This window comes from uncultured Marinobacter sp. (assembly GCF_947259545.1).
Lineage (GTDB): Bacteria > Pseudomonadota > Gammaproteobacteria > Pseudomonadales > Oleiphilaceae > Marinobacter.
In genome coordinates this window covers 325235-351394 of sequence record NZ_CAMYMK010000007.1, presented here as the reverse complement: position 1 = coordinate 351394, position 26160 = coordinate 325235, and the positions used below count along the sequence as shown (strand labels likewise).

Genomic DNA, 26160 nt, shown 5'->3' with positions numbered 1-26160 from the left:
CTGGGTATGACCCGAGCGCAATACTGGCTAACAAACATTCTGAGGTGGTTCGATTCTTCCGCTGGTTCGGATCACATCGACTCCACATCAAGATCATTCAACGTCGTGCGGGTCATCCCATTTATCGCCTTGCACCTCGCTTGCCTGCTTGCCTTTTTCAGCGGAGTCAGCGGATTTGCTGTGGCATTCGCATTCGGCTTTTTTGTCCTTCGGATGTTCGCCATCACCGGCTTTTATCACCGTTACTTTGCCCATAAAACCTTCAAGACCAGCCGTCCCGCGCAACTGGTCTTTGCCATTCTGGGGGCCAGTGCTGCCCAGCGCGGTCCACTCTGGTGGGCAGCACATCACCGGCACCACCACCAGCATTCCGACAAGGAAGAAGACTTGCACTCGCCTCATCATGGCGGGTTCTGGTGGTCTCACGCCGGGTGGTTCACTTGTGACGCAGGATTCTCCATGGATGAGAGGCGAGTGAAGGACTGGTTGAAATACCCGGAATTACGGTTCGTCAATCGATTCGATTCACTGGTACCAGCGGCAGCGGCCGTTTTGATCTATGGCCTTGGGGAAGCCCTTGCTGCCTGGGCTCCCGGCCTCGGTACCAACGGCTTCCAGCTCCTGGTGTGGGGCTTCTTTATTTCAACAGTCGCGTTGTTCCACGCCACCGTTTCCATCAACTCGCTCTCGCATGTCTGGGGTAAGCGTCGGTTCGACACTCCCGACGACAGTCGTAACAATTTCTGGCTCGCCCTGATCACTCTCGGTGAGGGCTGGCACAACAATCATCATCGGTGGCCCCAGTCGGTCCGCCAGGGTTTTCGCTGGTATGAGATTGATATGACCTGGTATGGGCTCTGGATTCTCTCAAGACTCGGCATCGTCTGGGATCTGAACCGGATTCCACAGCACATTCAGGAAGAAACCCGAAAACTTGATGAGCAAAAGAGGAAGCAATCGTGAGCACCGCCCCAGCTATTGAAGTTGGCACAAGGAATTCCTCCGTTCAGGCCACACTTGAGCACTTCCGTGAGCTATTCAATTCCCTCGACGCCGGGAACCTGGACCAACTCGCGTCAGTGTACAGCGAAACGGTAAAGTTTCAGGATCCGCTTTCTTCAGTATCGGGACTGGACCAACTAACCCGATACTTTGCAGGTGCTTACGCCAATGTTGTGTCTTGCCGATTCGACTTTGGAGAGCCTGTCATCGCAGGCGGAAAAGTGGCAATACCCTGGGTCATGCGGCTGCGACACAAACGCATTCGTCGGGGTCGGGAAATCCACGTCGATGGCATCAGCAACCTGGTCATTTATAACGGTAAGGTGACTCATCATCGGGACTACTTCGACGCCGGGCAGTTATTGTATGAACACCTTCCCCTAGTCGGCCGGGTTATTCGCTCGATCAGGAAGCACGCGGCATGAGAAGACTCGAGGCCCCCTCCAATATCTGGATCACCGGTGCCGGATCCGGCATTGGTGAGGCCGTGTCCCGGGCACTTCTCAAGCAGGGGCATCGGCTCGTTCTGACCGGGCGCCGTAGTGAACCCCTGGAGGCCATCCAGTCCGTGTCACGGGATCGCGTTATTGTGGCTCCGGCGGACACCACGGATCGCCAGCAGATCGAGACTATAGCGCCTCAACTCGAGAGTCATGGCGACCTGAACATGGTAATCCTTAACTCGGGCACCTGTGAGTACCTGGACGTACGGGATTACAACAGCGATGTCATCGCCAACAACCTGCGGACCAACGTCATTGGTACCGCACGGTGTCTGGATATTGCCCTGCCCGCTCTTCGCCGGACCCGTGCAAAGGGCCAGCCGGCGACACTGGTTATTGTAAGTTCCTCGGCCTGGTGGTTCCCGTTCGGGCGCGCCGAGGGTTATGGCGCCTCCAAGGCTGCGCTGAGCTATTTCGCGCACTCCCTCAGAGCCGATCTGGCTGCCGAAGGCATAGACGTGGTGGTGGTATCACCGGGTTTCGTAAAGACACCGCTGACGGACCGCAACGATTTCCCGATGCCGTTTCTGGTCACCGCCGAAGAGGCCGCCAGACGAATCACGAAGGGGTTGGCCGCGGGCAAGCATGAGATTGCGTTTCCCAAACGTTTTACCTGGACACTGCGCCTGCTCGGCGCTCTGCCCCGCTCAATCATTGATCGAATGTCGGCAGCCATGGCCCGGCAAAGTGACAATTAACAGGAACTACCCAGATGAACGAACCTCGTCAGCGCATTGCTGTCATTGGTGCCGGAGTTTCCGGCCTCACTGCTGCCTGGCTTTTGTCTGAACACCACGATGTTCAGCTTTTTGAGAGCGGTGACTATGCAGGTGGTCATACCAATACCGAATACGTTCAGGCAGGAGGACGTGATTGGCCGGTGAACACGGGCTTTATCGTTTTCAACGACTGGACCTACCCTAACTTCATCAAATTAATGGATCGGCTTGGTGTGGCTTCGGAGGTCAGTGACATGAGTTTCAGCGTGGACTGCCACGCAAATGGCCTTCAGTACAACGGAACCAGCCTCAACACCCTGTTTGCCCAGCGCAGAAACCTGCTGAATCTGCCATTCCTGAAAATGGTCCGTGAAATTCTCCGGTTCAACAAGGAAACCCGTGTAGATCTGGAATCCGGTGACATTACCGATGAAGAAACGCTTGGCGAGTACCTGAATCGTAACCGTTACTCCCGCTATTTCCGCAATCATTACATCGTACCCATGGGCGCTGCCATCTGGTCTGCTCCGGAAGTCGTGCTGGAAAGTTTCCCGATTCGCTTCTTCCTGCAGTTTTTCAACAATCACGGAATGTTGTCAGTTGATGACCGTCCGACCTGGCGTGTCATTTCGGGAGGTTCTGCGCAGTACGTGAAAAAAATGATGGACAGACTCGGGGAACGGACACACCTGAACAGCCCGGTTACCTCCGTTACTCGTCTTCCAGATAAGGTTCTACTGACAACCGGCGGCGAAGAACACGAATTCGATCAGGTGATCTTCGCCTGTCACAGTGACCAGGCTCTGGCCATGCTGTCCGACCCGACAGATGAAGAACGCAGCATCCTCGGGGCTATCGCCTACCAGCGAAACGACGTGGTGTTGCATACCGACAGTTCGGTACTGCCATCAAACCGGCGAGCCTGGGCTGCCTGGAACTATTACATGCCAGAGCACAGGACTGAACCGGTTTCAGTCACCTATAACATGAACATCCTGCAGAACTTCCACGATGCACCGGAAACCTTCTGCGTCACCTTGAATCGCAGCGGGGATATTGCCGAAGACCGCATCATCAAACGTTTTGAATACGCCCATCCGGTGTTTACGCTCGACGCGGTGGCTGCTCAGAACCGCTATGAAGAGATCGGCAACCGCAACCGCAGTCATTTTTGTGGGGCCTACTGGTTCAATGGATTCCACGAAGACGGCGTCCGCAGCGCCCTTCGCGTCACTGAGGCCTTTGGGGTGGAGCTCTAGGTATGGCTACTCACGCTGCCAACCCCACGGTTCACCCGCTGTCCAGTCAGTGGCTTGAAGGCAGCATTCGCCATCGCCGTAAAAGCCCGGTCGGTCATGAGTTTTGTTATAACACCGGGATGCTGGCTCTCAACCTGGACGAATGGGAGCGTGTTACCCGGGTCAGTAAGCTGTTCTCCCTGGAGCGTTTCAATTGGTTGTCGCTGTATCGTAAAGATTACTTTGATCCTGAGGCCGGGGATCTTTCAGGTGCCGTGAGGAATCAGGTTGAGGCCGCGACCGGATGGCGACCAGACGGCCCCGTGGAGTTGATTACCCACCCCCGCTACCTGGGATACGTATTCAACCCCGTTAGCTTCTACTTCTGTTACGCCTGGGGCGACCAGCCTGAAACCGGCGCGGTCCCGAAGGTTATTCTTGCCCAGATCACCAACACACCGTGGCACGAACGCCATGTGTATTGCCTGGAAACCGTTGGCAGTGACGTAAGCCAGGCGGGTTGGCGCTCAGAACGGTTTGGATTCAGCAAGCGCTTTCATGTGTCACCATTCAATGGCATGGACCAGCACTACCAGTGGACCTTCAGCTTCCGTGGGCCCGAGTTGAGGATACACATGAACGTGCTCGAGGAAGGTCGCAAACAGTTTGATGCCACTCTGGTAGTCCAACGTACCCCGTTTACACGTAAACAACTACACAAGAGCCTGCGGCAATTCCCTCTGGAAGCATTGAAAGTCGCTGCGGGTATTTATTGGCATGCCCTGAAACTCAAGCTCAAGGGAGCGCCTTTTTACACCCACCCGGACAAGTTGCGGGAATCCGATACCGCGTTCCGGCTGGGCAACAGTGACAGCGGGCTGGATGTGACAGAAATAAACAACACTGACAAGACAAGTGGAAGGGTGAGCTCATGGAGAACCTGAATACCTCACTGGAAACCGGCGTCGGCAGTACGTCCGTTCCGGTTACCAGCCGCCTCGCCAAGCGACTGGTTTGCCAGCAATTAGCGTTGCTGAAAGACGGCATCCTGACGGTACGAGAACGCGATTCTGACGACCTCGTCTTCGGCGACGGCAACACCAACCATGCCCCCGCAGAGCTGATTATTCACCACCACAGCACCTGGCGCGATCTTCTCACCGGCGGGAGCGTTGGGGCCGCCGAGTCCTGGGTTGCCGGAGACTGGGAATCGCCGGATCTGGTCGCGCTGCTGCGATTCTTTACCCGTAACGTCGATCGGATGAATGAGTTCGAAGACCGCTTCAGCTGGATCACCAAGCCGGCACTGAAGAGTCTGCACTGGCTGAACCGGAATACCAAAACGGGTTCGCGCAAGAACATCAGTGCCCATTACGATCTCGGTAACGACCTGTTTGAAACGTTCCTGGATCCAACCATGATGTATTCCTCGGCCATCTATCCAAGCCGGGAAAGCACCCTCGACGAAGCCGCTGTATACAAACTGGATACCATCTGCCGCAAACTGGATCTGAAACCCGGTGACAAGGTCATTGAGATTGGCACTGGCTGGGGCGGATTTGCCATTCATGCTGCCAGGCATTACGGCTGTCACGTGACCACGACCACCATATCGGAAGAACAACTGGCACTGGCGAAGCAACGAGTTGCCGAGGAAGGCCTGACCGATCGCATTACGCTGTTGTTCGATGATTACCGGGATCTGGCGGGCCAGTTCGACAAGCTTGTGTCCATTGAAATGATCGAGGCGGTGGGACCGCAGTTCCTCGACAGCTACCTTAGCCAGATCAGTGACCTCCTCAAGCCAGACGGCCTGGCATTGATTCAGGCCATCAACATGCCGGAACAGCGTTATCAGCGGGCCCTACGAAATGTTGATTTTATCCAGCGCTACATCTTCCCGGGCAGCTTCATTCCGTCTTTCGGCGCAATCCTGGAGTCGGTTCGCAAAGGCAGCAATCTGGTGCTGACGCATGCGGAGGATATTGGGTTTCACTATGCCCGTACACTGCACGACTGGTGTGAAAGGTTCATGGCCAACAGTGCATCCCTTGATGATATGGGGTACGACCAGGCATTCCGGCGACTCTGGCACTTCTATTTTGCCTACTGTGAGGCTGGCTTCAGCGAGCGCGCGATTGGCGTGTCGCAGCTGGTTCTGGCAAAACCGGGCAACAAACGGGACAACATACTGAGCCTATGATTCGCTCCGAAACAGCTCGCAACATCCTGAACTTCCTGTTGTTCCAGACCGGGTGGCTGGTGTGCGTGCTTTATCCGGGCCTGCTGGCAGCGGGCGTTGTCGTTCTGTTTCTGATCGTGCACTTCATTCTCGTTAGCCAACATAGATGGGTCGAAGCTCAATTCATCGGCTTCGGTACCGTGGTTGGCGGTGTCCTTGATGGCATCTGGTTTCACACCGGTGTACTGGCCGACAGCACGGGCGACGTGATGCTCACGCCCATCTGGCTGGTCGCTATCTGGGCCATATTCATGACAACGCTGTGCCACTCCCTGCAATGGGTTGGCCGAAAACGCTGGCTGCCCTGGGTCCTCGCCCCGATGGCCGGCCCGTTTGCTTACTGGTCGGCCAGCCAGCTTGGAGCGGTGGAATTGCCGATGATGAATCTGTCTCTGGTGGCACTGGCGCTTGGGTGGATGGTGGTGTTCCCCCTGCTATTGCTGGTTCGCAACGCACTTTACACGGAGCTCGCGTCATGAACACTCACCAATCCCTCACAGTGGCCGCCGCCTGGCTGCTGGCCACCGGGGCGTTCGCTGCTGAGTCGGCATTTCAGTTCGTTGGCAAGGCCAGCGACAGTGGCTCCCTGGTGTATGAAGAACATCATGTTGTAGCCGGGACCTGTAGCGGTGGGACCTGGCAGCCAGACACGCATTCTGTGGATTACAGAAAGCCCGACACCGATCGGACCTTCGCCACCAAGGAACTGGACTACCAGCACTCACCCCTTCGCCCGGAAATGGCCTTCCAGCAGCTGGACTTCAACGAATCTCTCATCGTGAAACAGGCTGATGACAATACGCTCGCCATCCGTTGGCAGACCCCTTCAGGGAAAACGGAAGCATTCAATGTCAGCTTTAATGATTCCGTCGTGGTGGATGCGGGCTTCGATAACTTCGTACGCCGCAACTGGGATTCAGTGGTAGCGGAGCGTTCCGTCGACTTCCGTTTTCTCGGCCCGACCCGTGGCGAGCATTACGGCTTCGTGATGGAACCGGCATCAACCGACAGAACCGAGGCCGCCCACATTGTCCGTATAAGGCCTTCAGGAATGATTGCGCGCTTTCTCGTAGATCCTATAATTCTGGGCTACAGCGATTCCGGTGCCCTCACCGATTACATTGGCTTAAGCAATATCCGGGAATCCGAAGACGGCAATTATACCGTCCACATCCGCTATGAAGTGACCCGACAACCGGACTGTGAACTGACTCCCTGAGAGTGGCCTCCCGGCCAAGGCGGAATCTCTGTTCGGCTGTGGTAAACTCCGGCGTCGAGCCTGTGCCACAGAACCAGCGAATCAGAGAGTGTTCACCGATGACCTTCGTTTCCTTCAACGTCAACAGTATTCGTACCCGCCTGCACCAGTTGGAAGAAGTGATAAAGACCCTGAACCCGGACGTGATCGGCCTTCAGGAAACCAAGGTGAGAGATGAAGAGTTCCCGGTTGAAGCCATACGGGAACTTGGCTATCACGTGTATTTCCACGGTCAGAAGACCCACTACGGCGTTGCGTTGCTGTCGCGGCAGGAACCTGACAAGGTAACCAAAGGGTATCCCTGGGATGGCGAGGACGCACAACGTCGCCTGATTACCGGCCAGTTCTCCCATAATGGCGAGAAAATCACTGTCATCAACGGCTATTTCCCCCAGGGTGAAAGCCGGGATCATCCGGTCAAGTTCCCCGCCAAGGAAAAGTTCTACAGTGACCTGATGCGTTACCTGGATGACTTGAAAGCGGAAGGCGGCCATGTTGTGCTCATGGGCGATATGAATATTTCACCGACCGACAAAGACATTGGCATCGGGGCTGATAACGCCAAGCGCTGGCTGCGCACCGGCAAATGTTCGTTTCTTCCGGAAGAGCGTGAATGGCTTGGGCAGGTGGAGAGCCGCGGCTATACCGACGTTTTCCGCCACCTCCACCCCGAAGAAGCCGATACGTTCAGCTGGTTCGACTACCGCAGCCGTGGATTTGAACGGGAGCCCAAACGGGGCCTGCGCATCGACCTGATCATGGCCAGCGACAGCCTCTTGCCCATGGCCAGGGAAGCCGGTGTGACTTACGATATCCGTGCCATGGAGCGACCGTCGGACCACTGCCCGATCTGGGCCCGCTTCGACCTTTAATTCCGGAACCAGGCCGCGACATGAAAAAAATCAAAACCCGCGACCGAATACTCGACGCCAGCCTTATGCTGTTCAATGGCGTTGGTGAACCCAACGTCACTACCCTGCTGATCTCCGACGAACTGGAGATCAGCCCCGGCAACCTGTACTACCACTTCAAAAGCAAGGGCGATATCGTCGGAGAGCTGTTTGATCGTTACGAAGACGAGATGATTGACTTGCTGGCGGTACCGGAGGACGTGGAGATCAGTCTTGATCAACAGAGTTTCTTTCTCCACCTCCTGTTCGAAACGGTCGCGCGGTACCGGTTTCTGTACCAGGACCTGGTCAACGTCCTGTCCCGGTACGACCAACTGCAAAACAGATTCAAGCGGATACTGAAAAAGAAAACAGCGGCGTTTGCCACCATATGCAGTAGCCTGCAGCGTCAGGGAATGATGGAAATCAGCGAGAGCCAACTTTCATCTCTTTGTGAACAGTTGACACTAACTGCTTGTTATTGGAGTAGTTATGACAGCCTTTCTCATCTGGATGACCGGAGTGCCGTCGACCCCGGCCGGGGTGTCTACCAGATGATGCAGTTATTACTGCCCTACCTCGGGTCCGAAGAGAAAGAGCAGGTCTGCCTGATGAGCCAGGATTACCTTTAGCGCTCTTCTATTTCAATTATTCTTCGGAATCGTCCCCGATATCGCCACGCAAGCGACGTAACTCAGCCTCAAGAGCTTCGATACGATGCTCCAGAGCATCAATTTCCTCGCGGCGGTGTATTCCCAAACGCCGCAGGGCTCCGGAAACCCGCTGGTCGAACATATGTTCCAGCTTATCCCACGTGCCGGTGGCACGTTCACGAACATCACCCACCCGGTCTTCGACCGTCTTGATCTGTTTCTCAACCACCCCGCGGGTTTTGTCCTCCAGTTGCTCTCCCTCCTGGACGAGCCTTTCGAAGAACCGGCCAGCGTCTTCTTCCGCCTTGGTATAGGCCCCCAGACCGGCCAGCCAGATCTGGCGCGCGGAATCTTTTATCTTGCCCGCCAGTTGCGGATCGTTCTGGGACTTGTTTTCGTTTTCATCATCGGACATGTAACAACCTCAGGGCTCAAAACTGCATAATGGCACTATTGTATTACAGGCGATGTTGAATTTCAGTGGATTGTACTCCCCTGTAACCCGCACAACGACCGGCGGCAGTATAAGCACTCATTCAATATGAAAAAATGTTTTCAAAGTAAAGCCGCTCTCGCTTGAAGTGTACAAATTATAGTCAATACTTCCCTATACCGGTGTCCCTGCTGATGCCGGTTTGTCTGGAAGTCTTTCATGGATACTACTCGCACGCCTCTGCCCGGCCACCAGTGCCGGGCTTTTTTTCGCCTGGCGATTCGCTTATATCTGTTAACTCTATCCATATACCATTTATAATGGGCGACAACCCATTTATAAGGAGCGCTTAATGATCGACATCGCGTGGGACAGCTTTACTCCATGGTCCGCCCTGTTGGGCGGTGTCTTGATCGGGCTGGCAGCCGCCAGTTTCATTCTTCTCAATGGTCGAATCGCCGGCATCAGCGGGATCCTTGGCGGACTGCTTGTGCCCAGATCCGGGGATATTGGCTGGCGCGCGGCCTTCATGATCGGATTGATTGGCGCGCCTGCCGCCTGGATCATGATGGCCGAACTTCCCCCAATACAGATCGAGGCAGGTTTCCCCGCCATCGTTATAGCCGGGCTAATGGTCGGCATCGGTACTCGCTACGGTTCGGGATGTACCAGCGGTCATGGCGTATGCGGCCTTTCTCGCCTCTCTCCGCGCTCACTGGTGGCCACTCTGTGTTTCATGGGTACAGGCTTCGTGACCGTATACCTGATTCGACACGCATTCGGAGGTTGAGTAAATGAAGTATTCACTGGCAGCATTTGGCTCAGGGCTCATATTCGGTCTGGGCCTCCTGGTTTCAGGTATGGCAAATCCCGAGAAAGTGCTCGGTTTTCTCGACATTGCTGGCCTTTGGGATCCGTCCCTGGCCTTTGTTATGGGAGGAGCAATCCTTGTTGGGGTTTTTGCTTTTGCAATTGCCCGGAAAAGAACGCTCAGTTTTCTCGGGTACCACATGAAATTACCTGCCAGCGACCGAGTTGATACTCGCCTGGTGGTTGGCAGCCTGATGTTCGGCGCTGGCTGGGGTATTGCGGGTTTCTGCCCGGGCCCAGGGCTGGTTGCGCTGGGGGCAGGCGAAATCAAAGCTGCTGTATTTGTCGCATCGATGATTGCGGGTATGGTCATCTTTGAAACGGTTGAGAGCAGTCGCCGCAGCACCCAGTAAACATTTTCCGGTAAAATAATACCCTGCCGCTCTGATAAATCCGTTCTGCTATGTCATCATTGCGGCACGCTTTCCAATCACCCCCAAAGGCCTGTTTGCATTATGGACCTGAGAAAGATCGATGATCAGATAACCGTGGCGCCCCAGATTGCCGTTGAGGACGTTGCAGAGATTGCCAGACTGGGATTCCGGACCCTGGTTGCCAACCGTCCAGACCAGGAGGAGCCGGGGCAGCCACCCATGGCCGAAATCGAGGCCGCCGCCCGCGAGCATGGCCTCAATTGGGTGTATCTGCCGGTGGAATCCGGCAATATCACCGACCAGGATGTGGATCAGTTTGCGCCCATGATCCAGCAGGCCGAAGCCCCCGTATTGGCTTTCTGTCGTTCAGGGACCCGCTGCACGGTTCTGTGGGCTCTGAGCGCGGCTCGCAACACCCCTGTTGAGGTCATTTTCACCAAGGCACGCAACGCCGGTTATGACATTGGTGGCCTGGCCCCCAGGCTTGCACAGCAGGCATCGAGGCAGGGTTAACGCAGACCAGAACTACCTCCAAGCCATCAATCGTCAGCCAGGAAGTAGCAGATGCAGTACAAAGGAATTGAGAATTTTAACCACAGGCAGCCTGAGAAGCTTGGCGTACTGGTTACCAATCTCGGTACGCCGGATGCTCCGACCCCTTCCGCGCTTCGACGTTACCTCGGTGAATTCCTGTCAGACCCGCGCGTGGTGGAGCTTCCCCGACCCATCTGGTGGCTGATACTGCACGGCATCATCCTCCGAATACGGCCACGGAAGTCGGCCAAAGCCTACGCCGGTGTGTGGCAGCCTGAGGGGTCCCCCCTACTGACGCATACCGCGAGCCAGGCTGAAGGTATTCGGAAGGCATTGTCGAAAAAGTACGGCAATAACATTGTCGTCGGTTTTGCCATGCGTTATGGCAACCCCTCCATCGCGCATGTGCTGAATGAAATGCAGGACCAGGGTGTCCGCAAACTGATCGTGCTTCCACTTTACCCCCAGTACTCGGCATCAACCTCGGCTTCAACCTTCGACGCAATCGCAAAGGATTTTACTCGCCGGCGTTGGCTACCCGATCTTCGCTTCATCTCCCACTATCCGGATTACCCGCCATACATTGAAGCAATGGCAGCGCACATCCGGGCCTTTTGGGAGCAGCATGGACGGAACGAGAAACTGATTCTGTCCTACCATGGCATTCCATTGAAATATCTGAAGAAAGGTGACCCATACCATTGTGAATGCCACAAGACTTCGCGATTGCTCGCCCAGTGCCTGGGCCTTGAAGAAAATGATTACCTGACCACCTTCCAGTCGCGGTTCGGCAAGGAGGAATGGTTGAAGCCTTACACTGATGAAACCCTCAAGGGGTTGCCCGGAAAAGGCATTAAATCGATCGATGTATTTTGCCCCGGCTTTTCATCGGATTGCCTTGAGACCATTGAAGAAATCAATGAAGAGAACCGGGAGTACTTTATGGAATCCGGTGGCAGGGGGTTCAGCTACATCCCTGCCCTGAATGCGTCTCCCGGGCACATTGATGCCCTCGTCAGTTTGGTAGAAGATAACCTTAAGGGGTGGACTGTTCCGGACAATAACCCTGAAGCACTCCAGCAGCGGGACGCCCTGGCACAAAAACAGAAGAAAGCTGTGTACCCGGACAGAACTCTCTGAAGGTGCATTAACGATGAAACTGAACTGCGACCTCGGTGAAAGTTACGGCGCATGGCGTATGGGGCAGGATGAGCACGTCATGCCCCTCATCGATATGGCAAACGTGGCCTGCGGCTTCCACGCAGCAGACCCCATGGTGATCCGTCAGACCGTGGCCCTGGCAGCACGTTATCAGGTACAGATCGGCGCCCATCCTTCCTACCATGACCTGGTCGGCTTTGGACGACGCTCCATTGCCCACTCGCCAGAGGAGATCCAGGCCCTGATGCTCTACCAGCTCGGTGCCCTGGAGGGCCTGTGCAGAGCCGAGGGACTGCCCCTGAGTTACGTCAAGCCGCATGGCGCGCTGAACAATGACATGATGAAGGATGCCACAATTCTGCAAGCGGTGATGGAAGCCGTTCGGACGTACCGTTCCGATCTGCCACTGATGATACCGGCCACCCTCCATTACCGTCAGCATCAGGAGCTGGCAGGACAAGTGGGTGTCCCCCTCCTGATGGAAGCTTTCGCCGACCGGGCCTACGATGACGAAGGGCAGCTGGTGCCCCGAAGACAGCAAGGTGCGGTTCATCACGACCCACAGCGCATCGTCGACCAGGCACTGTCGTTTTCCACTCAGGGCGGAATTACCAGCATCAACGGACGATGGCTCGAATTGCCCGCAGACAGCCTTTGCGTCCATGGTGACAACGACAGTGCACTGGCAGCGGTTCGTGCCATACGAGACGCCCTGCAGTCAGCGCAATGAAGATCACGGCAGTATCAGAAGACAGCGTACTGGTTACCTTTGCCGACGCCATCAGTGACACTCTCCCGCGCCGTATTGCCCTCCTGTGTAACCGGATAGAGGCGGATCACAATGAATGGCTGGTAGATCTTGTGCCTTCTTACACGACGCTGCTGGTAATCTATGACCCCGTGGAGATCGATTTCCGCCGGGTCGAGGCATACCTGGAAAGGTCGGTCCGTATGCCGCGTGAAACCGACCCCCATAGCACCTCCTCCGACCTGCCCGATCAGACCACCCATGACATCCCGGTATACTACAGCCCGGAAAGCGGCCCCGACCTTGAGTGGATTGCCAGAGAAAAAAACCTCAGCGTTGATGAGGTGGTGAGCTATCACACCGGCAAAACCTACACGGTTTACGCCATCGGCTTCGCACCTGGTTTCGGATTTATGGGAGAGGTAGACCCGGCTATAGCAGCACCCCGAAAGGACACTCCTCGATCACGAGTCCCTGCCGGGAGCGTGGGGATTGCCAATCGGCAAACCGCGGTTTACCCCAAGGCTTCCCCGGGCGGTTGGCAACTGATTGGCCGAAGCCCTGTAACCCTCTTTGATCCCACCAACCTGTCTCTGCTCAACGTCGGTGATCTGGTGCGATTCCACCCGGTATCCCGCGAGCGGTTCCTGGAACTGGGCGGTGAGCTGTGAGCGGGCTTCGCATTATCAACCCCGGCGCCCGCTCCACCGTGCAGGATTCCGGTCGGCGGGGGTATCGTAGGCACGGTCTGTCAGCCGGTGGTGCACTGGACATCCACAGCTTTAGCTGGGCCAACAAGCTGCTGGACAACCCCGCCAATACCGCGTGCGTCGAAATATTACTGGGCGGATTTGAAGCTGAGGCCGAAGCTGACATCGTCGTTGGGGTGGCAGGTGCAGCCACCAGCGTACGTGTTAATGGCAGCCCCCGGGATGGCTGGCAGACTGTTCAGCTCGCTAAAGGAGACAGACTCGCCGTCGATCCCACCCGCTCTGGACGGATCACCTATCTCGCAGCCCCCGGAGGCTTTGATACAGCAACCTGGTTTGGCTCGCGATCCGTCGTAGTAAGGGAAAAAATTGAGGGCATCGAGGCGATCCGAAAAGGAGACATCCTCTCACCTGCGCACGCTACCGCCAGATATCAGCCGCGCCAGGTCCCGGAACGTTTCCGTGGCCGCTATTCTGACCGGCTGACCCTGCGACTGGTGCCGGCAGCTCAGTACTCACTGTTCCAACGGGACGACCTGTTGAGACTGACAACCAGCACCTACCGTGTCAGCAACCAATCAGACCGTATGGGATTCAGACTCGAGGGCCCCGCGCTGGAGCAGGTACCGCAGGGAATTATTTCTGAAGGTATCGCTGTGGGGTCGGTGCAGGTTCCCGGTGATGGCAACCCCATTGTTCTGCTGAATGACTGCCAGACGATTGGGGGGTATCCGAAACCAGGCACCCTCGGTGCCCTGGATGCCGGGAAACTGGCCCAGAGACTGCCCGGACAGGAGCTGGAATTCTATTTTGCCAACGTTGCGGATATACAGAACGAGCGGGTGGTTTTTCACCGTTTCTTTAGTGAAACCCGCTGGCACACCGACGGCTATTCATTGAGCTGGAGATAACTCAGCCTCTGGTTCCGCGCTCGCCATCGTCACTGACCTCCGGCACTGACTGACAAAACGTGCACTCATCCAGATCGACTGCCGCACCTCCAGCCTCGACATACCTGACTTTATGGCTTGCCTTACCCCGATTGGTCGTAACAGAGAATTTCCGGTCATTTCGTTCCAGAGTTTTCGTGTTCGATTTCGACGCACTGCGTGGATCTGACATAGTGAGTTCTCCCGATGGCTCAATATTGATGATGGGGGCCAAGTGAGACCGGTTAAATAGGGATAACTACGGGGAAAGGTCTTCAGGAATGGGACTAAAAGAAGAGGAAAAATGGCGGTGGGCCAGGGATTCGAACCCCGGGAAGGCTACTAACCTTCGGCGGTTTTCAAGACCGCTGCATTCAGCCACTCTGCCAGCCCACCGTTTTTCCATCGCCGTCATTGCGACAGCGGTGAGCATGATACCGGAATTGCCTGCCCTGTCAACGCCCTGCATGAAGTCTACCGGAATTTTGAACATTAACAGCTTTTAATGGAATCTGTTACGTGCTTTTCTGTCGTAAATGATTGAAAGTTGCGGTAGCGACATTATAGTGGTGTCAGTGACCAGACGTTTTACCAACGGAGATGACAATGGAAGACAGACGATTCGGCGTTCGCAATAATCAGGGAGCCTATTCCGCTCCGCAGACTGAGCGCACGACCACTGGCATCAGTGCAGATGCCATGAACGTGTTGCGCAACACCTACATGTTGCTTGGCATGACCCTGGCCTTCTCGGCACTGACGGCCTTCCTGAACATGAACGGCACTCACCCGGGATTCCTCATCACCATTGTCGGCTACATCGGCCTGCTGTTCGCAACTTATAAGCTGAAGAACAGTCCCTGGGGCATTCTGACCACGTTCGCCCTGACCGGCTTCATGGGTTACACATTGGGTCCGATTATCGGCTCTATCGTGGCTGCAGGCGCCTCACAGATCGTCGCGCAGGCGCTCACGCTGACAGCGGTCGCTTTTGTTGGCCTGTCAGCCACCGCGCTCATCACGAAGAAGGACTTCAGCTTCATGTCCAGCTTCCTGACCGCCGGCGCATTTGTGCTGATCGGCGCCATGGTTCTGGCCTTCATCATGGAAAGCTCGGTACTGCACCTCGCAGTCTCTGCAGGCTTCACTATCTTCGCCTCCATCATGATCCTGTTCGAGACAAGCCGGATCATCAACGGTGGTGAGCGTAACTACATCATCGCAACTGTCGGGCTGTATGTTGCCATCTACAACCTCTTCGTCAGCCTGCTGCACCTGTTGATGGCGTTCAGCGGCGAAGACTGATCAATAATCACACAGTGATTTGGCCTGAAAGCCCCGGCATTTGCCGGGGCTTTTGCTTTCGGTACACTTAACACCCTGACCCATCGGAACTGACCGTTACAGATGCCTGCTGACAAACACACGTTTACGCTGGTCATTACCGGCGCTCCCTACAGCTCCCAGGCGCCGGAAACCGCACTTGGATTCGCCCATGCCGTCCTCAGGGCCGGACACACCATTGATCGCGTGTTCCTGTACGGCGAAGGTGTGCACCTGGCCTCAGCACTGACTTCACCTCCGTCGGACGAAACCAACTGGACACGGGCCTGGGCTGACCTCCTGCAGGAGCATTCCGTACCCGCTATTGCCTGTATCGCCTCAGCGCTCAGGCGAGGACTGGTCAACGAATCCGAGCGGAAACGTTACCAGTTGCCTGCCAGCAACCTTGCGGCGCCTTTTGAAATCGCTGGTCTCGGCGAGTGGGTGGAGAGCACAGCGCACTCTTCCCGCGTTATCTATTTCCACGGTGGAGCCTGAAGCATGCACACGCTGATTGTCATTGATCAGCCCCCTTACGGTAGCTGGGGAGGACGGGAGAGCCTGGACATGGCCTTCTCACTGGCCGCCTTTGATCAGCCGGTCTCGCTGCTGTTTATTGACGCTGGCGTACTCTGGCTCAGTAAGGGACAGGAGCCTGCAGGAATTGATCAGAAGTCGGTAGAGCGGAACCTCGCGGCGGCCAGCATTTTCGGTGTTGAAGCACTTCTGGCGGACACCGCAGCTTGCCAGCGATTTGGCCTCACTGATGACAACCTCATCAGTGGCGTTACCCGGGTCGAAAACACAAGCGAGGCGCTGGACCAGTACCAAAACGTGGTGTTTTCAGGTTAAGAGTCACCGGCGGATTACAGGATACAACTGCGATGCACACACTTCATATTCTCAGCAAGCCTCCAGGCCACACACGGTTCCGCGAATGCCTGGGCATGGCGGGTGAACAGGATGCGATCCTGTTGACCGGCAATGCCGTCACTGCCCTCGCCGATTCAACCGTTACGCTCCCAGAAACTGTCTATGCGCTGCGGGAGGACCTTCGCGCCAGGGCGATTGAAGCGGGGCAGGATATTTCCGCTCCCATCACCTTCGATGATATGGTTTCTCTCACCATACAGGCACAACGGGTTATCAGCTGGTAAATCATGACAACGGTCATTCGTAACAACGAGGGGTTTCTGGAAGATGCCTCTGCATGGACAAAGGACGTAGCGCGGGAAATTGCTGCTGAGGACGCAATGGATCTTTCTGAAAACCATTGGGAAATCATCATGTTCCTGAGGGATTTTTACAAAGAACATGAAATGTCACCCCCTTCTAACCGCCTGTTCGTCAAAGCGGTAAAGGAGGCCTTAGGAGAGGAAAAAGGAAACAGCATTTATCTTATGCAGCTGTTTCCCGGAACACCCGCCAAGAGCGCCTGCCGTATCGCAGGCTTGCCCCGGCCGACGAATTGCCTTTAATCGACCCGCGTATCGACGCCATTCCCCCGGGAGTGGCGCTCCAGGTCTGCGGCGCTGCCCAGGAAACTGCTCAACCCGTTCTCAAACAACCCTGAGCCAAACTTCAGAAACTGGCGGGTGGATTCCTTGACCGTGCTTTCGGGCAGCTCACGCAGGCTCTCCGCCACACCGGCCTTCACTCCACGTGTAACCCGGGGTTCAATGTCCTTCGAGGCTTCAATAAGCTCTTCGACTTTGCGATCCAGATAAGGACGCACAACCTTGAGCCAGAAGCCCGCCAGTACACCCAGGACAACCAGGGCGGTGATGACCACCTGGGCCAGTATCTGTAGTCCAAATTCCATAAGAAACGCTCCAGGGGAGTAGATTATGGCTAATTACAATAGCAGGTTGTTGAGGGCAATAAACTGCATGAGCCCTGCCAGGGCACCAAACAACCCGCCAACAACCATCAACTGAACTTCTTCCTCGCGAAAGGCCGGGCGCAGAATGTCCTGAAACTCCGATGGCCTGAGGGACTTCATCTGCCCGGCCAGGACCTCTGCAACCACGGGAGCCCGCTCACGGTTAAACGCCGGATCGCCAAAGACATCCCGGGTGGCAAGCACGGCCTTCTGATTCATCGCCTTTTTAAGCTCTGTATAGCCCGTCATTCCGACAGCCACCTGAGCGGTCAGTTTCATTGTCACCGAGTTATCGAGTAACGGCCGCAGGTGCTTCTGGATAATGGCCCTCGTGCGGTCACCGTGGCTACCGTTGATCATCGCATCGGCAACCTTTTCAACGGTTATCAGCTCTTCCGCAACCAGACGGGCCCAGACATCACTGATCTCAGACTGTCGACGCAGAAATAGACCCTGAATTTTCCAGAACAGGAAACGCCGGGGCTTCAGCGGGCTGAAAATAAGGTTAATCGCCAGCCAGTTCGTCAGGAACCCGACAGCAAAGCCGCCCAACGGTAACAGCCAGGGCTCCGGATACCTCGCCCAGAGCGGGGCGAGCATGGCACCGAGAAGGCCACCGATAATGGCGCCCCGATTTATAACTGAGCGCAACTCAACCGAGCCGGCCTGCTGGAAAATCCGGTTCATCAGGTCAGGATGATGCTCGAGCTCGCGGCTCAACAGAGTCTTGAGATCCACCAGGTCATTCAGGTCGTCCCCGAAATCCTCAACCAGGGATTCAATACGCGACGGCAGCTGCTCTCTGGCCCACTCGTAGATCCGGTGTCTCAGGAACAGGGGCAGGTTATCCCATAGGACCGGCTGGATCTCGTACATGACCTCATCAATGTACTCATCCAGTCGCGGGTTCACCTGGGCAACCACTTGTTCGACGATACGGTGGGGTTCGAGTTTGCGATAAACGGCGTTGAGATCCCCGAACTGCTGCAGAGTGCGATCAATACAGATATGCGCCATTTTTTCCGACTTACGGGGGATGACACCCTGCCAGCCAATACCGCCGATTCCAATAAACTGGACAGGATAAAAAGACATCTGTATGGCAAGCCAGTTGGTAAACCAGCCAACGATAGCCGCCATCAGTGGCACAGTAAGAAGTGCAACGTCGAACAAATCTAACCCCGGTAATGTAAATGTCGCAGGCAAGATTACCCGCGACTGCGCCCTATTTGTCAGACAGGCATGATACCTGTCCATAGTTCTTGATTGTGTGACAGATCATGAAGTAACTGAAAGGCAGGGGCATTGGCCGAGTAGCCAATAAAGCGAGGGTAATGCAGCAGCTAACAATGATGCCCGGCCCCGACAATCTGGTGATCGGGAGCCGGACGTTAAATGACGGCCAGGACTTACTGGTAGTAGGCGTTTTCGGTAACGGTGTGATCCGTCACATCCCTGACGGCCGTAATTTCCGGGACGCGCTCCTTCAGGGTACTTTCCACGCCCTGCTTGAGCGTCAGGCTGACCGCACTGCACCCCTGGCAACCACCACCGAAGCGAAGCACCGCAACGGACTCATCGACAATTTCCACCAGAGAGACATCGCCACCGTGAGCGGCGAGGTTGGGGTTGATCTCGGAGGCCAGGATATAATTCACGCGGTCCGGCAGCGGGGCGTCGTCATCAATTTTCGGCACCTTGGCATTGGGTGCCTTGATGGTGAGCTGACCACCCATCTGGTCCTTGGAATAATCCACGTACGCTTCCTCAAGGAAAGGCACCGAGTTATGGTCCAGGAACAAAGTAAACTTACCCAGGTCTAGTTGTTCGTCCGTGGGAACAACCTCGTTGGGCGGGCAGTAGGCCAGACAGGTTTCGGCATTTTTGGTGCCGGGCTGGGTCACGAAGATCCGCACGCCCATGCCTTCCACGTCCTGCTTTTCGATAAGTTGTGCCAGATAATCCCGTGCGGGATCAGTCACAGTAACCAATGCCATGTTTTCAACCCGTTTGAAAGTTTGCGTTCATTTTAAGGGAGTTCGCCTGAACATGAAAGACCAAGTAAAATAGTCGGGCATTACTGTGATAGTCAATTTCCCCTATTGCCGGGGGATTATTGACAATCGTCATCAGTACCGGGACGGAATCTCGCAATTTTGCTATGATTCCGCGCCGTTCTATCAAATACGACGTTAAACACGACTTCCGGAAGTACGCTATGACCGATCGCACCACTCGCCTGGAACAGCTTCACAAGGCCCTGCAGGAACGTATTGTTGTCCTTGATGGGGGCATGGGCACCATGATCCAGAACCTGAAGCTGGACGAGGAAGCGTTCCGCGGTGATCGTTTTGCGGATTACGACCGGGAGGTCCAGGGCAATAACGACCTGCTGAACCTGACCCAGCCTGCCCTGCTCCGCAATATCCATGCGGATTATCTGGACGCTGGTGCGGATATCATTGAGACCAACACTTTCAACTCAACCCAGCTGTCACAGGCCGATTACGGGCTGGAATCCATCGCGAAAGAGTTGAACGTTGCCGCCGCAAAGCTGGCACGGGAGATCGCGGACGAGTTTACAGCGAAGAATCCGGCAAAGCCCCGGTTTGTTGCCGGTGCCGTGGGCCCCACCTCACGCACGGCCTCCATTTCCCCGGATGTAAACAACCCCGGGTATCGCAACGTCGATTTCCAGACCTTGGTGGACAACTATTACGAAGCGGTGGAAGGCCTGGTCGAGGGCGGCTCCGATCTAATTCTGATCGAGACCATTTTCGACACCCTGAACGCCAAGGCGGCCATTTACGCCACCCAACAATATTTCGAAGACAGCGGCGTTACCCTGCCGATCATGATTTCCGGAACCATTACCGATGCCTCTGGCCGTACTCTGTCCGGCCAGACTACCGAAGCCTTCTGGAACTCGATCGCTCACGCCAAGCCCATTTCCGTGGGTCTGAACTGCGCCCTTGGTGCCGACGCCCTGCGCCCGTACGTGGAAGAGCTGTCCAATAAGGCGGAAACCTACGTCAGTGCCCATCCGAACGCCGGCCTGCCCAATGAATTCGGCGAGTACGACCAGACACCGGAGGAAATGGCGGAGATCATCGAAGGCTTCGCCCGGGATGGCTTCCTCAACATCATTGGTGGCTGTTGCGGTTCGCGGCCGGACCATATCGAAGCCATAGCCACTGCGGTCGCCAAGTACCCGCCCCGCAAGATTCCCGAGCGCCCAAAAGCCCTGCGCCTGTCAGGCCTCGAACCGTTCACCGGTGACGAAAACACTCTGTTTATCAACGTCGGCGAACGTACCAACGTGACCGGTTCCAAGCGATTCCTGCGGCTGATCAAGGAAGAACAGTACGAGGAAGCCCTGAGCGTTGCCCGTGACCAGGTCGAGAACGGCGCACAGATTATCGATATCAACATGGACGAAGGCATGCTGGATTCGAAGGAGGTCATGGTGACCTTCCTGAACCTGGTCGCCTCTGAGCCGGATATCTCCCGCGTGCCCATCATGATCGACTCGTCCAAGTGGGATGTGATCGAAGCCGGTCTGCGCTGCATTCAGGGTAAGGCGGTGGTGAACTCCATCAGTTTGAAGGAAGGCGAAGAGGAGTTTATCAAACGCGCCCGGGACTGCATGCGTTACGGTGCAGCCGTGGTGGTTATGGCCTTTGACGAACAGGGCCAGGCAGACACTTACGAGCGCAAAACCGAGATCTGCAAGCGCTCCTACGATGTGCTGACGGGTATCGGCTTCAATCCCGGGGATATTATATTCGACCCCAACATTTTTGCTATCGCCACCGGCATTGAAGAGCACAACAACTACGCAGTGGACTTTATCAACGCCACCCGCTGGATACGGGACAACCTCCCCCATGCCAGCATCTCCGGCGGTGTCAGTAACGTGTCCTTCTCGTTCCGCGGCAACGATGTGGTCCGTGAGGCGATCCACTCTGTGTTCCTTTACCACGCCATCAAGGCCGGAATGAACATGGGGATCGTGAATCCGGGTCAGCTGGTCATCTACGACGAGATCGATCCCGAGCTCAAGGAGCTGGTGGAAGACGTCGTACTCAATCGCCGGGATGACGGCACCGACCGCCTTCTGGAGATCGCTGAGCGCTTCAAGGGCAAAGGCGGCAAGACTCAGGAAGAAGACCTGGCCTGGCGCGAGTGGCCAGTGCAGAAACGCCTTGAACACGCGCTGGTCAAGGGCATCACCAGCTACATCATTGAGGACACTGAGGACTGCCGTCTTGAGGCGGAACATCCCATTGAGGTAATCGAAGGCCCATTAATGGATGGCATGAACGTGGTCGGCGACCTGTTCGGCGATGGCAAGATGTTCCTGCCCCAGGTGGTCAAGAGCGCCCGCGTAATGAAGCAGGCCGTTGCTCACCTGATTCCGTTTATCGAGGCTGAAAAAAGCGAAGGCCAGAAGGCCAAGGGCAAAATCCTGATGGCCACCGTCAAAGGAGATGTCCACGATATCGGGAAGAATATCGTAGGGGTGGTCCTCCAGTGTAACAACTACGAAGTAATCGATATGGGCGTGATGGTGCCCTGCGACAAGATTCTTGAAACGGCCAAAAAGGAAAACGTCGACATTATCGGTCTGAGCGGGCTGATCACTCCATCCCTGGACGAGATGGTCCATGTCGCCCGGGAAATGCAGCGTCTGGATTTCCATATTCCGTTGATGATCGGTGGCGCCACCACCTCCAAAGCCCACACTGCGGTCAAGATCGAACCGCAGTACAAGAATGATATTGCCCTGTATGTGTCGGACGCCTCCCGCTGCGTGAACGTCGCCTCCCAGTTGCTCAGCGACACCGCCAAACCAGCGTTTGTTGAGGCTGCCCATAAGGAATACGATGAGATCCGCGAACGTCGCAAGAACCGGGGAGAGCGCACCAAACTGGTGTCCCTGAAAGAGGCCCGGGGCCGTGCACCGGAGATCGACTTCACAGATTACCAGCCGCCAAAACCAGCGTTTACCGGTGTCAGGGTATTTGAAGAGTATGACCTGAACGAACTGGTGGACTACATAGACTGGACCCCGTTCTTCATCTCCTGGGACATCTCCGGAAAATACCCGGCTATTTTCGATGACCCCAAGCGGGGCGAGGCGGCCCGCACGCTCTTTGATGACGCCCAGAAGATCCTGCGCCAGATGATTGACGAGAAACGGGTTTCCGCAAGGGGCGTGATCGGTTTCTGGCCGGCACAACGCCGGGGTGACGATATCGTCGTATTCAAAGATGAGTCGCGAAGCGAAGAGCTGACCACCCTGCACCACCTGCGTCAGCAGGATGACAAAGCCTCTGGCAAACCGATGATGGCGCTGTCTGATTTTGTTGCGCCCGAGGGTTCGGACAAGACTGATTACGTTGGGGGCTTCGCCGTTACTGCGGGGGTTGGTGCCGAGGAGCTGTCCGTAGAGTACAAAGACCGCAACGACGACTATAACGCCATTATGGTCAAAGCGCTGGCCGACCGGTTAGCGGAAGCGTTTGCCGAGCGGATGCATGAGCGTGTCCGGCAGGAGTTCTGGGGCTACGCCACGGATGAAAAGCTGGCCAACGAGGACCTGATCCGCGAGCGTTATCGTGGCATCCGACCGGCGCCAGGATACCCGGCCTGCCCCGATCACACCGAGAAGGCCACACTGTTCCGCCTGCTCGAAGCAACCGACAAAACCGGAATTGAACTGACCGAACACTTTGCCATGTATCCCACGGCTGCAGTATCTGGCTGGTACTTTGCCCACCCCGAGTCCAAGTACTTTGCGGTTGGCAAGATTGGCGTGGATCAGGTTGAAGACTATGCTGAGCGCAAGGGTATCTCCAAGGCGGAAGCCGAGCGTTGGCTGGCTCCTAGCCTGGCCTATGACCCGGCGGAATAACTCACTTTAGCGGGATCAGTCTGATGGGAAATGAGGGAAAAGAGGAAGACAGGAACGAAAAGCCCTCATCAGGGCATCCAGGTGTACTCAAGATCATGCAAAGCATTATCGCCGGCGCTTTCGGTGTCCAGTCGGACAAACGCCGGCAGGAGGACTTCTCCAGTCACAGCCCCCTTCCCTATATCGTTGCGGGGCTGCTGTTCACTATTGGCTTTGTTGTGACTCTGGTAATTGTCGTAAAGCTGGTACTGTCCGGGCAGTAGTCTACTGCCCGCTTACCCACACCACCGCAAATGTAACGACCAGGGCGACCAGCAGCACGGCTGCCACGGCATCAACACTGCTATCCGAGTGCGTACCTTTTTTCATTCCGGAAACCTCCTGAAACCTGTTTTTGTTGTAGGGTAAAGTTAAGCACGGAATTGATATTCGTCCAGTCTTTTTGGCAATTCGTTATCACTTCAATCGATAAACATATTTGGAAATAATCATTTTAAGAATATATACACGGTGATATTCTGCCCTCCTCAAAAGGCTTTAAAGCCTGATACCACGCGTTTTAGCAGGACGTTTTACTATGTACGTATACGACGAACACGATCGGCAAATCGCAGCCGAACGGGTTGCCCAATTCCGTGACCAGACCGAGCGCGCGCTCGCTGGCGAACTGAGCGAAGACGAGTTCCTCCCGCTTCGCCTCCAGAATGGTCTTTACGTTCAGCGTCTTGCGCCCATGCTGCGGATCGCCGTCCCTTATGGCATGCTTCGGTCCGAGCAACTGCGCCGTCTGGCACGGATTACCCGGGACTACGATAAGGGCTACGCCCACTTCACCACCCGCCAGAACGTTCAATTGAACTGGCCGGCTCTGGAGGATGTTCCGGACATCCTCGCGGAACTTGCTGAAGTGGAAATGCACGCCAACCAGACCAGTGGTAACTGCATCCGTAATACCACCACTGATCAGTATTCCGGCGTCCAGGTCGATGAGATCGCTGACCCCAGACCCTACTGTGAGATTATCCGGCAGTGGTCCACGTTCCATCCGGAGTTCGCATTCCTGCCCCGCAAGTTCAAGGTGGCGGTCAACGCCTCCGAGAAAACCGACCGTGCCGCCATTCAGGTTCACGACATCGGTCTTCAGATGGTTCGTAACGATCAGGGTGAGCTTGGGTTCCGGGTTCATGTTGGTGGCGGCCTTGGCCGCACGCCGATGGTCGGCCCGGTCATTCGCGACTTCCTTCCGGAACTGGACCTGCTGACCTACCTGGAGGCTGTGCTGCGGGTATATAACCGCTACGGCCGCCGGGACAACAAATTCAAGGCGCGGATCAAGATCCTCGTCAAGGCACTGACGCCGGAAGGCTTTGCCGAGAAGGTCGAGGCCGAGTGGGCCCATATCAAGGACTCCCCCACTCACCTGACCCGCGAAGCCATTGAGCGGATTCAGGGCTACTTTACCGAGCCTGCCTACGACAGCCTGGAAAATGCCACCGAACTTCTGGCGACCCAGCGGTTCGAGAACCGTCAGTTCGATCAGTGGCTCAGCCACAACGTCGATAGCCACAAGAAACCGGGCTATGCCATTGTCACCCTGACCATGAAGAAAACCGGCACGCCTCCCGGTGATGTCTCTGACACGCAGCTGGAGCAGATTGCCGAGGTGGCCGACCAGTTCAGTTTTGGCGAGGTTCGCGTCACGCACCAACAGAATGTTGTGCTGGCCGACGTTCGCCAGGACCAGCTGTTCGAGCTTTGGCAGTGCATTGAGCCCATGGGCTTCGCGACCGCCAACCTCAACACCCTGACTGACGTTATCTGCTGCCCGGGTGGTGATTACTGCGCCCTGGCCAACGCCAAGTCAATTCCGGTTGCCGAGTCCATTCAGCGTCGCTTTGACGATAAGGATTTCCTTTACGACCTGGGCGACATTGACCTGAATATCTCCGGGTGCATGAACGCGTGCGGCCACCACCACGTTGGCAATATCGGTGTTCTGGGTGTCGACAAGAAAGGCCAGGAATTCTATCAGGTGAGCCTGGGTGGTTCCTCACATCACGATGCCACGATCGGCAAGATCCTCGGGCCCTCGTTTGCCCAGGAGGATATGCCAGATGTCATCGCCAAGATCATTGATGTTTACGTCGACAACCGGAAGCAGGAAGAGCCCTTCCTGGAAACCTATCGTCGAATCGGAATTGAGCCATTCAAGGAGCGGGTCTATGCCTGAGATTATCACTAAAGACGGGTCCATCAAGCAGGACTCCTGGGTTGTTGTTCCCCGTCCCGCGGATGGTGAGTCCCTGGACATTCCAGACCAGCCGGCGTTGATTCCGGCGGATCTGTGGCTGGCTGGCAAGGAACATTTTGAAGGCCGCGATATAGGTGTCTGGTTCGACAGCCACGACGAGCCTGAGCTGCTTGATGGGCTGGTTAATGAGCTGCCACTGATCGCAGTGAATTTCCCCAAGTTCGCCGATGGCCGGGGTTACAGCATTGCGCGTCTGTTGCGGGAACGCTTTGGCTACCAGCATGAGCTGCGAGCCATCGGGGATGTTCTGCTGGACCAATTGCAGTTCATGAAGCGTTGCGGTTTTGATAGCTATGCGTTGCGGGAAGACAAGGATGCGTCCAAGGCTGCCCGTGCTCTGAACTTTTTCAGTCAGGGGTATCAGGCTGCCACGGATACCGACGTGCCGCTGTTTCGTCGTCGGGCTTCTTAATCCCTGACTACTAATTACTCCCCAAACGAACAAAGGGGAAATGGGTAACCA

General features: G+C 55.9%; 30 protein-coding genes and 1 tRNA gene. 26 read left to right on the top strand and 5 right to left on the bottom strand.

All coding sequences use genetic code 11. The annotated features are described in order from the left end of the window. Window positions 1-6: 6 nt before the first annotated feature. The 10 genes from Q0Y21_RS09400 to Q0Y21_RS09355 all read left to right on the top strand — a co-directional run bounded on the left by Q0Y21_RS09400 (window position 7) and on the right by Q0Y21_RS09355 (window position 8484). Complete coding sequence (locus tag Q0Y21_RS09400) at window positions 7-963, top strand: acyl-CoA desaturase (RefSeq protein WP_366517667.1); 957 nt, start codon at window positions 7-9, stop codon at window positions 961-963. Continuing rightward, window positions 960-1427, top strand: coding sequence for a nuclear transport factor 2 family protein (locus Q0Y21_RS09395; RefSeq protein ID WP_297794231.1), 468 nt, complete (start codon window positions 960-962; stop codon window positions 1425-1427). Before Q0Y21_RS09400 ends, Q0Y21_RS09395 begins: the two co-directional genes overlap by 4 nt. After that, the gene (locus Q0Y21_RS09390) at window positions 1424-2203 is read left to right on the top strand and encodes an SDR family NAD(P)-dependent oxidoreductase (RefSeq protein WP_297794228.1); all 780 of its coding nucleotides are present in this window, start codon (window positions 1424-1426) and stop codon (window positions 2201-2203) included. Before Q0Y21_RS09395 ends, Q0Y21_RS09390 begins: the two co-directional genes overlap by 4 nt. A gap of 14 nt (window positions 2204-2217) precedes the next feature. Next, the gene (locus tag Q0Y21_RS09385) at window positions 2218-3483 is read left to right on the top strand and encodes an FAD-dependent oxidoreductase (RefSeq protein ID WP_297794225.1); all 1266 of its coding nucleotides are present in this window, start codon (window positions 2218-2220) and stop codon (window positions 3481-3483) included. A 38-nt stretch (window positions 3484-3521) separates the two neighbouring features. Further along, window positions 3522-4406 (top strand): DUF1365 domain-containing protein, encoded by an 885-nt coding sequence (locus tag Q0Y21_RS09380; RefSeq protein ID WP_297795370.1) that lies wholly within the window; start codon window positions 3522-3524, stop codon window positions 4404-4406. Beyond that, window positions 4394-5665, top strand: a complete 1272-nt coding sequence (locus Q0Y21_RS09375) for a cyclopropane-fatty-acyl-phospholipid synthase family protein (RefSeq protein WP_297794222.1) — start codon at window positions 4394-4396, stop codon at window positions 5663-5665. The genes Q0Y21_RS09380 and Q0Y21_RS09375 overlap by 13 nt, the downstream gene beginning before the upstream one ends. Further along, entirely contained in the window at window positions 5662-6183 is a 522-nt protein-coding gene (locus tag Q0Y21_RS09370; protein WP_297794219.1) for a DUF2878 domain-containing protein, read from the top strand. Before Q0Y21_RS09375 ends, Q0Y21_RS09370 begins: the two co-directional genes overlap by 4 nt. Further along, a complete protein-coding gene (locus Q0Y21_RS09365) occupies window positions 6180-6923 on the top strand; it encodes a hypothetical protein (RefSeq protein WP_297794216.1) in 744 nt (247 codons plus the stop codon). Before Q0Y21_RS09370 ends, Q0Y21_RS09365 begins: the two co-directional genes overlap by 4 nt. Before the next feature lie 98 nt (window positions 6924-7021). Continuing rightward, entirely contained in the window at window positions 7022-7834 is an 813-nt protein-coding gene (xthA, locus tag Q0Y21_RS09360; RefSeq protein ID WP_297794214.1) for an exodeoxyribonuclease III, read from the top strand. Between the two features lie 20 nt (window positions 7835-7854). After that, window positions 7855-8484 carry a TetR/AcrR family transcriptional regulator gene (locus Q0Y21_RS09355; protein ID WP_297794211.1) on the top strand — a complete coding sequence of 210 codons (630 nt, stop codon included), beginning with the start codon at window positions 7855-7857 and terminating at the stop codon, window positions 8482-8484. Between the two features lie 16 nt (window positions 8485-8500). Here Q0Y21_RS09355 and Q0Y21_RS09350 read toward each other — a convergent pair whose 3' ends face one another. After that, complete coding sequence (locus tag Q0Y21_RS09350; protein ID WP_297794208.1) at window positions 8501-8920, bottom strand: phasin family protein; 420 nt, start codon at window positions 8918-8920, stop codon at window positions 8501-8503. A 370-nt stretch (window positions 8921-9290) separates the two neighbouring features. Here Q0Y21_RS09350 and Q0Y21_RS09345 point away from each other — a divergent pair, with 370 nt between their 5' ends. From Q0Y21_RS09345 to Q0Y21_RS09315, 7 genes are all read left to right on the top strand, one after another. Continuing rightward, the gene (locus tag Q0Y21_RS09345) at window positions 9291-9728 is read left to right on the top strand and encodes a YeeE/YedE family protein (protein ID WP_297794205.1); all 438 of its coding nucleotides are present in this window, start codon (window positions 9291-9293) and stop codon (window positions 9726-9728) included. A gap of 4 nt (window positions 9729-9732) precedes the next feature. Beyond that, window positions 9733-10161 carry a DUF6691 family protein gene (locus Q0Y21_RS09340; protein ID WP_297794202.1) on the top strand — a complete coding sequence of 143 codons (429 nt, stop codon included), beginning with the start codon at window positions 9733-9735 and terminating at the stop codon, window positions 10159-10161. A gap of 102 nt (window positions 10162-10263) precedes the next feature. Next, window positions 10264-10695: a TIGR01244 family sulfur transferase gene (locus Q0Y21_RS09335; RefSeq protein WP_297794199.1), complete on the top strand. Its 432-nt coding sequence runs from the start codon at window positions 10264-10266 to the stop codon at window positions 10693-10695. A gap of 51 nt (window positions 10696-10746) precedes the next feature. Then, the gene (gene hemH / locus Q0Y21_RS09330) at window positions 10747-11856 is read left to right on the top strand and encodes a ferrochelatase (RefSeq protein WP_297794196.1); all 1110 of its coding nucleotides are present in this window, start codon (window positions 10747-10749) and stop codon (window positions 11854-11856) included. A gap of 13 nt (window positions 11857-11869) precedes the next feature. Next, the gene (locus Q0Y21_RS09325; protein WP_297794193.1) at window positions 11870-12607 is read left to right on the top strand and encodes a 5-oxoprolinase subunit PxpA; all 738 of its coding nucleotides are present in this window, start codon (window positions 11870-11872) and stop codon (window positions 12605-12607) included. Next, on the top strand, window positions 12604-13296 hold the full coding sequence (pxpB, locus tag Q0Y21_RS09320; RefSeq protein ID WP_297794190.1) for a 5-oxoprolinase subunit PxpB: 693 nt from the start codon (window positions 12604-12606) through the stop codon (window positions 13294-13296). Before Q0Y21_RS09325 ends, pxpB begins: the two co-directional genes overlap by 4 nt. Then, window positions 13293-14246: a biotin-dependent carboxyltransferase family protein gene (locus Q0Y21_RS09315; RefSeq protein ID WP_297794187.1), complete on the top strand. Its 954-nt coding sequence runs from the start codon at window positions 13293-13295 to the stop codon at window positions 14244-14246. The genes pxpB and Q0Y21_RS09315 overlap by 4 nt, the downstream gene beginning before the upstream one ends. 323 nt (window positions 14247-14569) lie before the next feature. On the opposite strand, the gene Q0Y21_RS09310 is transcribed toward Q0Y21_RS09315, so the two are convergent. Next, window positions 14570-14660, bottom strand: a tRNA-Ser gene (locus Q0Y21_RS09310). A 210-nt stretch (window positions 14661-14870) separates the two neighbouring features. Here Q0Y21_RS09310 and Q0Y21_RS09305 point away from each other — a divergent pair. The 5 genes from Q0Y21_RS09305 (at window position 14871) to Q0Y21_RS09285 (ending at window position 17065) form a co-directional block, all read left to right on the top strand. Then, window positions 14871-15569 (top strand): Bax inhibitor-1/YccA family protein, encoded by a 699-nt coding sequence (locus tag Q0Y21_RS09305; RefSeq protein ID WP_297794184.1) that lies wholly within the window; start codon window positions 14871-14873, stop codon window positions 15567-15569. 102 nt (window positions 15570-15671) lie between these two features. Continuing rightward, window positions 15672-16085, top strand: a complete 414-nt coding sequence (tusD, locus tag Q0Y21_RS09300) for a sulfurtransferase complex subunit TusD (RefSeq protein WP_297794181.1) — start codon at window positions 15672-15674, stop codon at window positions 16083-16085. A gap of 3 nt (window positions 16086-16088) precedes the next feature. Then, on the top strand, window positions 16089-16439 hold the full coding sequence (locus Q0Y21_RS09295) for a DsrE family protein (RefSeq protein ID WP_297794179.1): 351 nt from the start codon (window positions 16089-16091) through the stop codon (window positions 16437-16439). Window positions 16440-16471: 32 nt separating this feature from the next. Next, on the top strand, window positions 16472-16744 hold the full coding sequence (gene tusB, locus Q0Y21_RS09290) for a sulfurtransferase complex subunit TusB (RefSeq protein WP_297794176.1): 273 nt from the start codon (window positions 16472-16474) through the stop codon (window positions 16742-16744). A gap of 3 nt (window positions 16745-16747) precedes the next feature. Then, window positions 16748-17065: a TusE/DsrC/DsvC family sulfur relay protein gene (locus Q0Y21_RS09285; RefSeq protein WP_297794173.1), complete on the top strand. Its 318-nt coding sequence runs from the start codon at window positions 16748-16750 to the stop codon at window positions 17063-17065. Here Q0Y21_RS09285 and Q0Y21_RS09280 read toward each other — a convergent pair. The 3 genes from Q0Y21_RS09280 to nfuA form a co-directional block, all read right to left on the bottom strand. Beyond that, entirely contained in the window at window positions 17062-17409 is a 348-nt protein-coding gene (locus Q0Y21_RS09280) for a hypothetical protein (protein WP_297794170.1), read from the bottom strand. The two genes, Q0Y21_RS09285 and Q0Y21_RS09280, sit on opposite strands and share 4 nt — an antisense overlap. A gap of 33 nt (window positions 17410-17442) precedes the next feature. Then, complete coding sequence (locus Q0Y21_RS09275) at window positions 17443-18642, bottom strand: hypothetical protein (protein WP_297794168.1); 1200 nt, start codon at window positions 18640-18642, stop codon at window positions 17443-17445. Between the two features lie 236 nt (window positions 18643-18878). Continuing rightward, window positions 18879-19466, bottom strand: coding sequence for a Fe-S biogenesis protein NfuA (gene nfuA, locus Q0Y21_RS09270; protein ID WP_297794166.1), 588 nt, complete (start codon window positions 19464-19466; stop codon window positions 18879-18881). A 221-nt stretch (window positions 19467-19687) separates the two neighbouring features. On the opposite strand from nfuA, the gene metH reads away from it, so the two are divergent. From metH to Q0Y21_RS09250, 4 genes are all read left to right on the top strand, one after another. Beyond that, window positions 19688-23386: a methionine synthase gene (metH, locus tag Q0Y21_RS09265; protein ID WP_297794163.1), complete on the top strand. Its 3699-nt coding sequence runs from the start codon at window positions 19688-19690 to the stop codon at window positions 23384-23386. A 23-nt stretch (window positions 23387-23409) separates the two neighbouring features. Beyond that, complete coding sequence (locus Q0Y21_RS09260; RefSeq protein WP_297794160.1) at window positions 23410-23649, top strand: DUF2970 domain-containing protein; 240 nt, start codon at window positions 23410-23412, stop codon at window positions 23647-23649. Between the two features lie 314 nt (window positions 23650-23963). Beyond that, window positions 23964-25616 (top strand): nitrite/sulfite reductase, encoded by a 1653-nt coding sequence (locus Q0Y21_RS09255; RefSeq protein WP_297794157.1) that lies wholly within the window; start codon window positions 23964-23966, stop codon window positions 25614-25616. Then, window positions 25609-26109 (top strand): DUF934 domain-containing protein, encoded by a 501-nt coding sequence (locus tag Q0Y21_RS09250; protein ID WP_297794154.1) that lies wholly within the window; start codon window positions 25609-25611, stop codon window positions 26107-26109. The genes Q0Y21_RS09255 and Q0Y21_RS09250 overlap by 8 nt, the downstream gene beginning before the upstream one ends. Window positions 26110-26160: the final 51 nt, after the last annotated feature.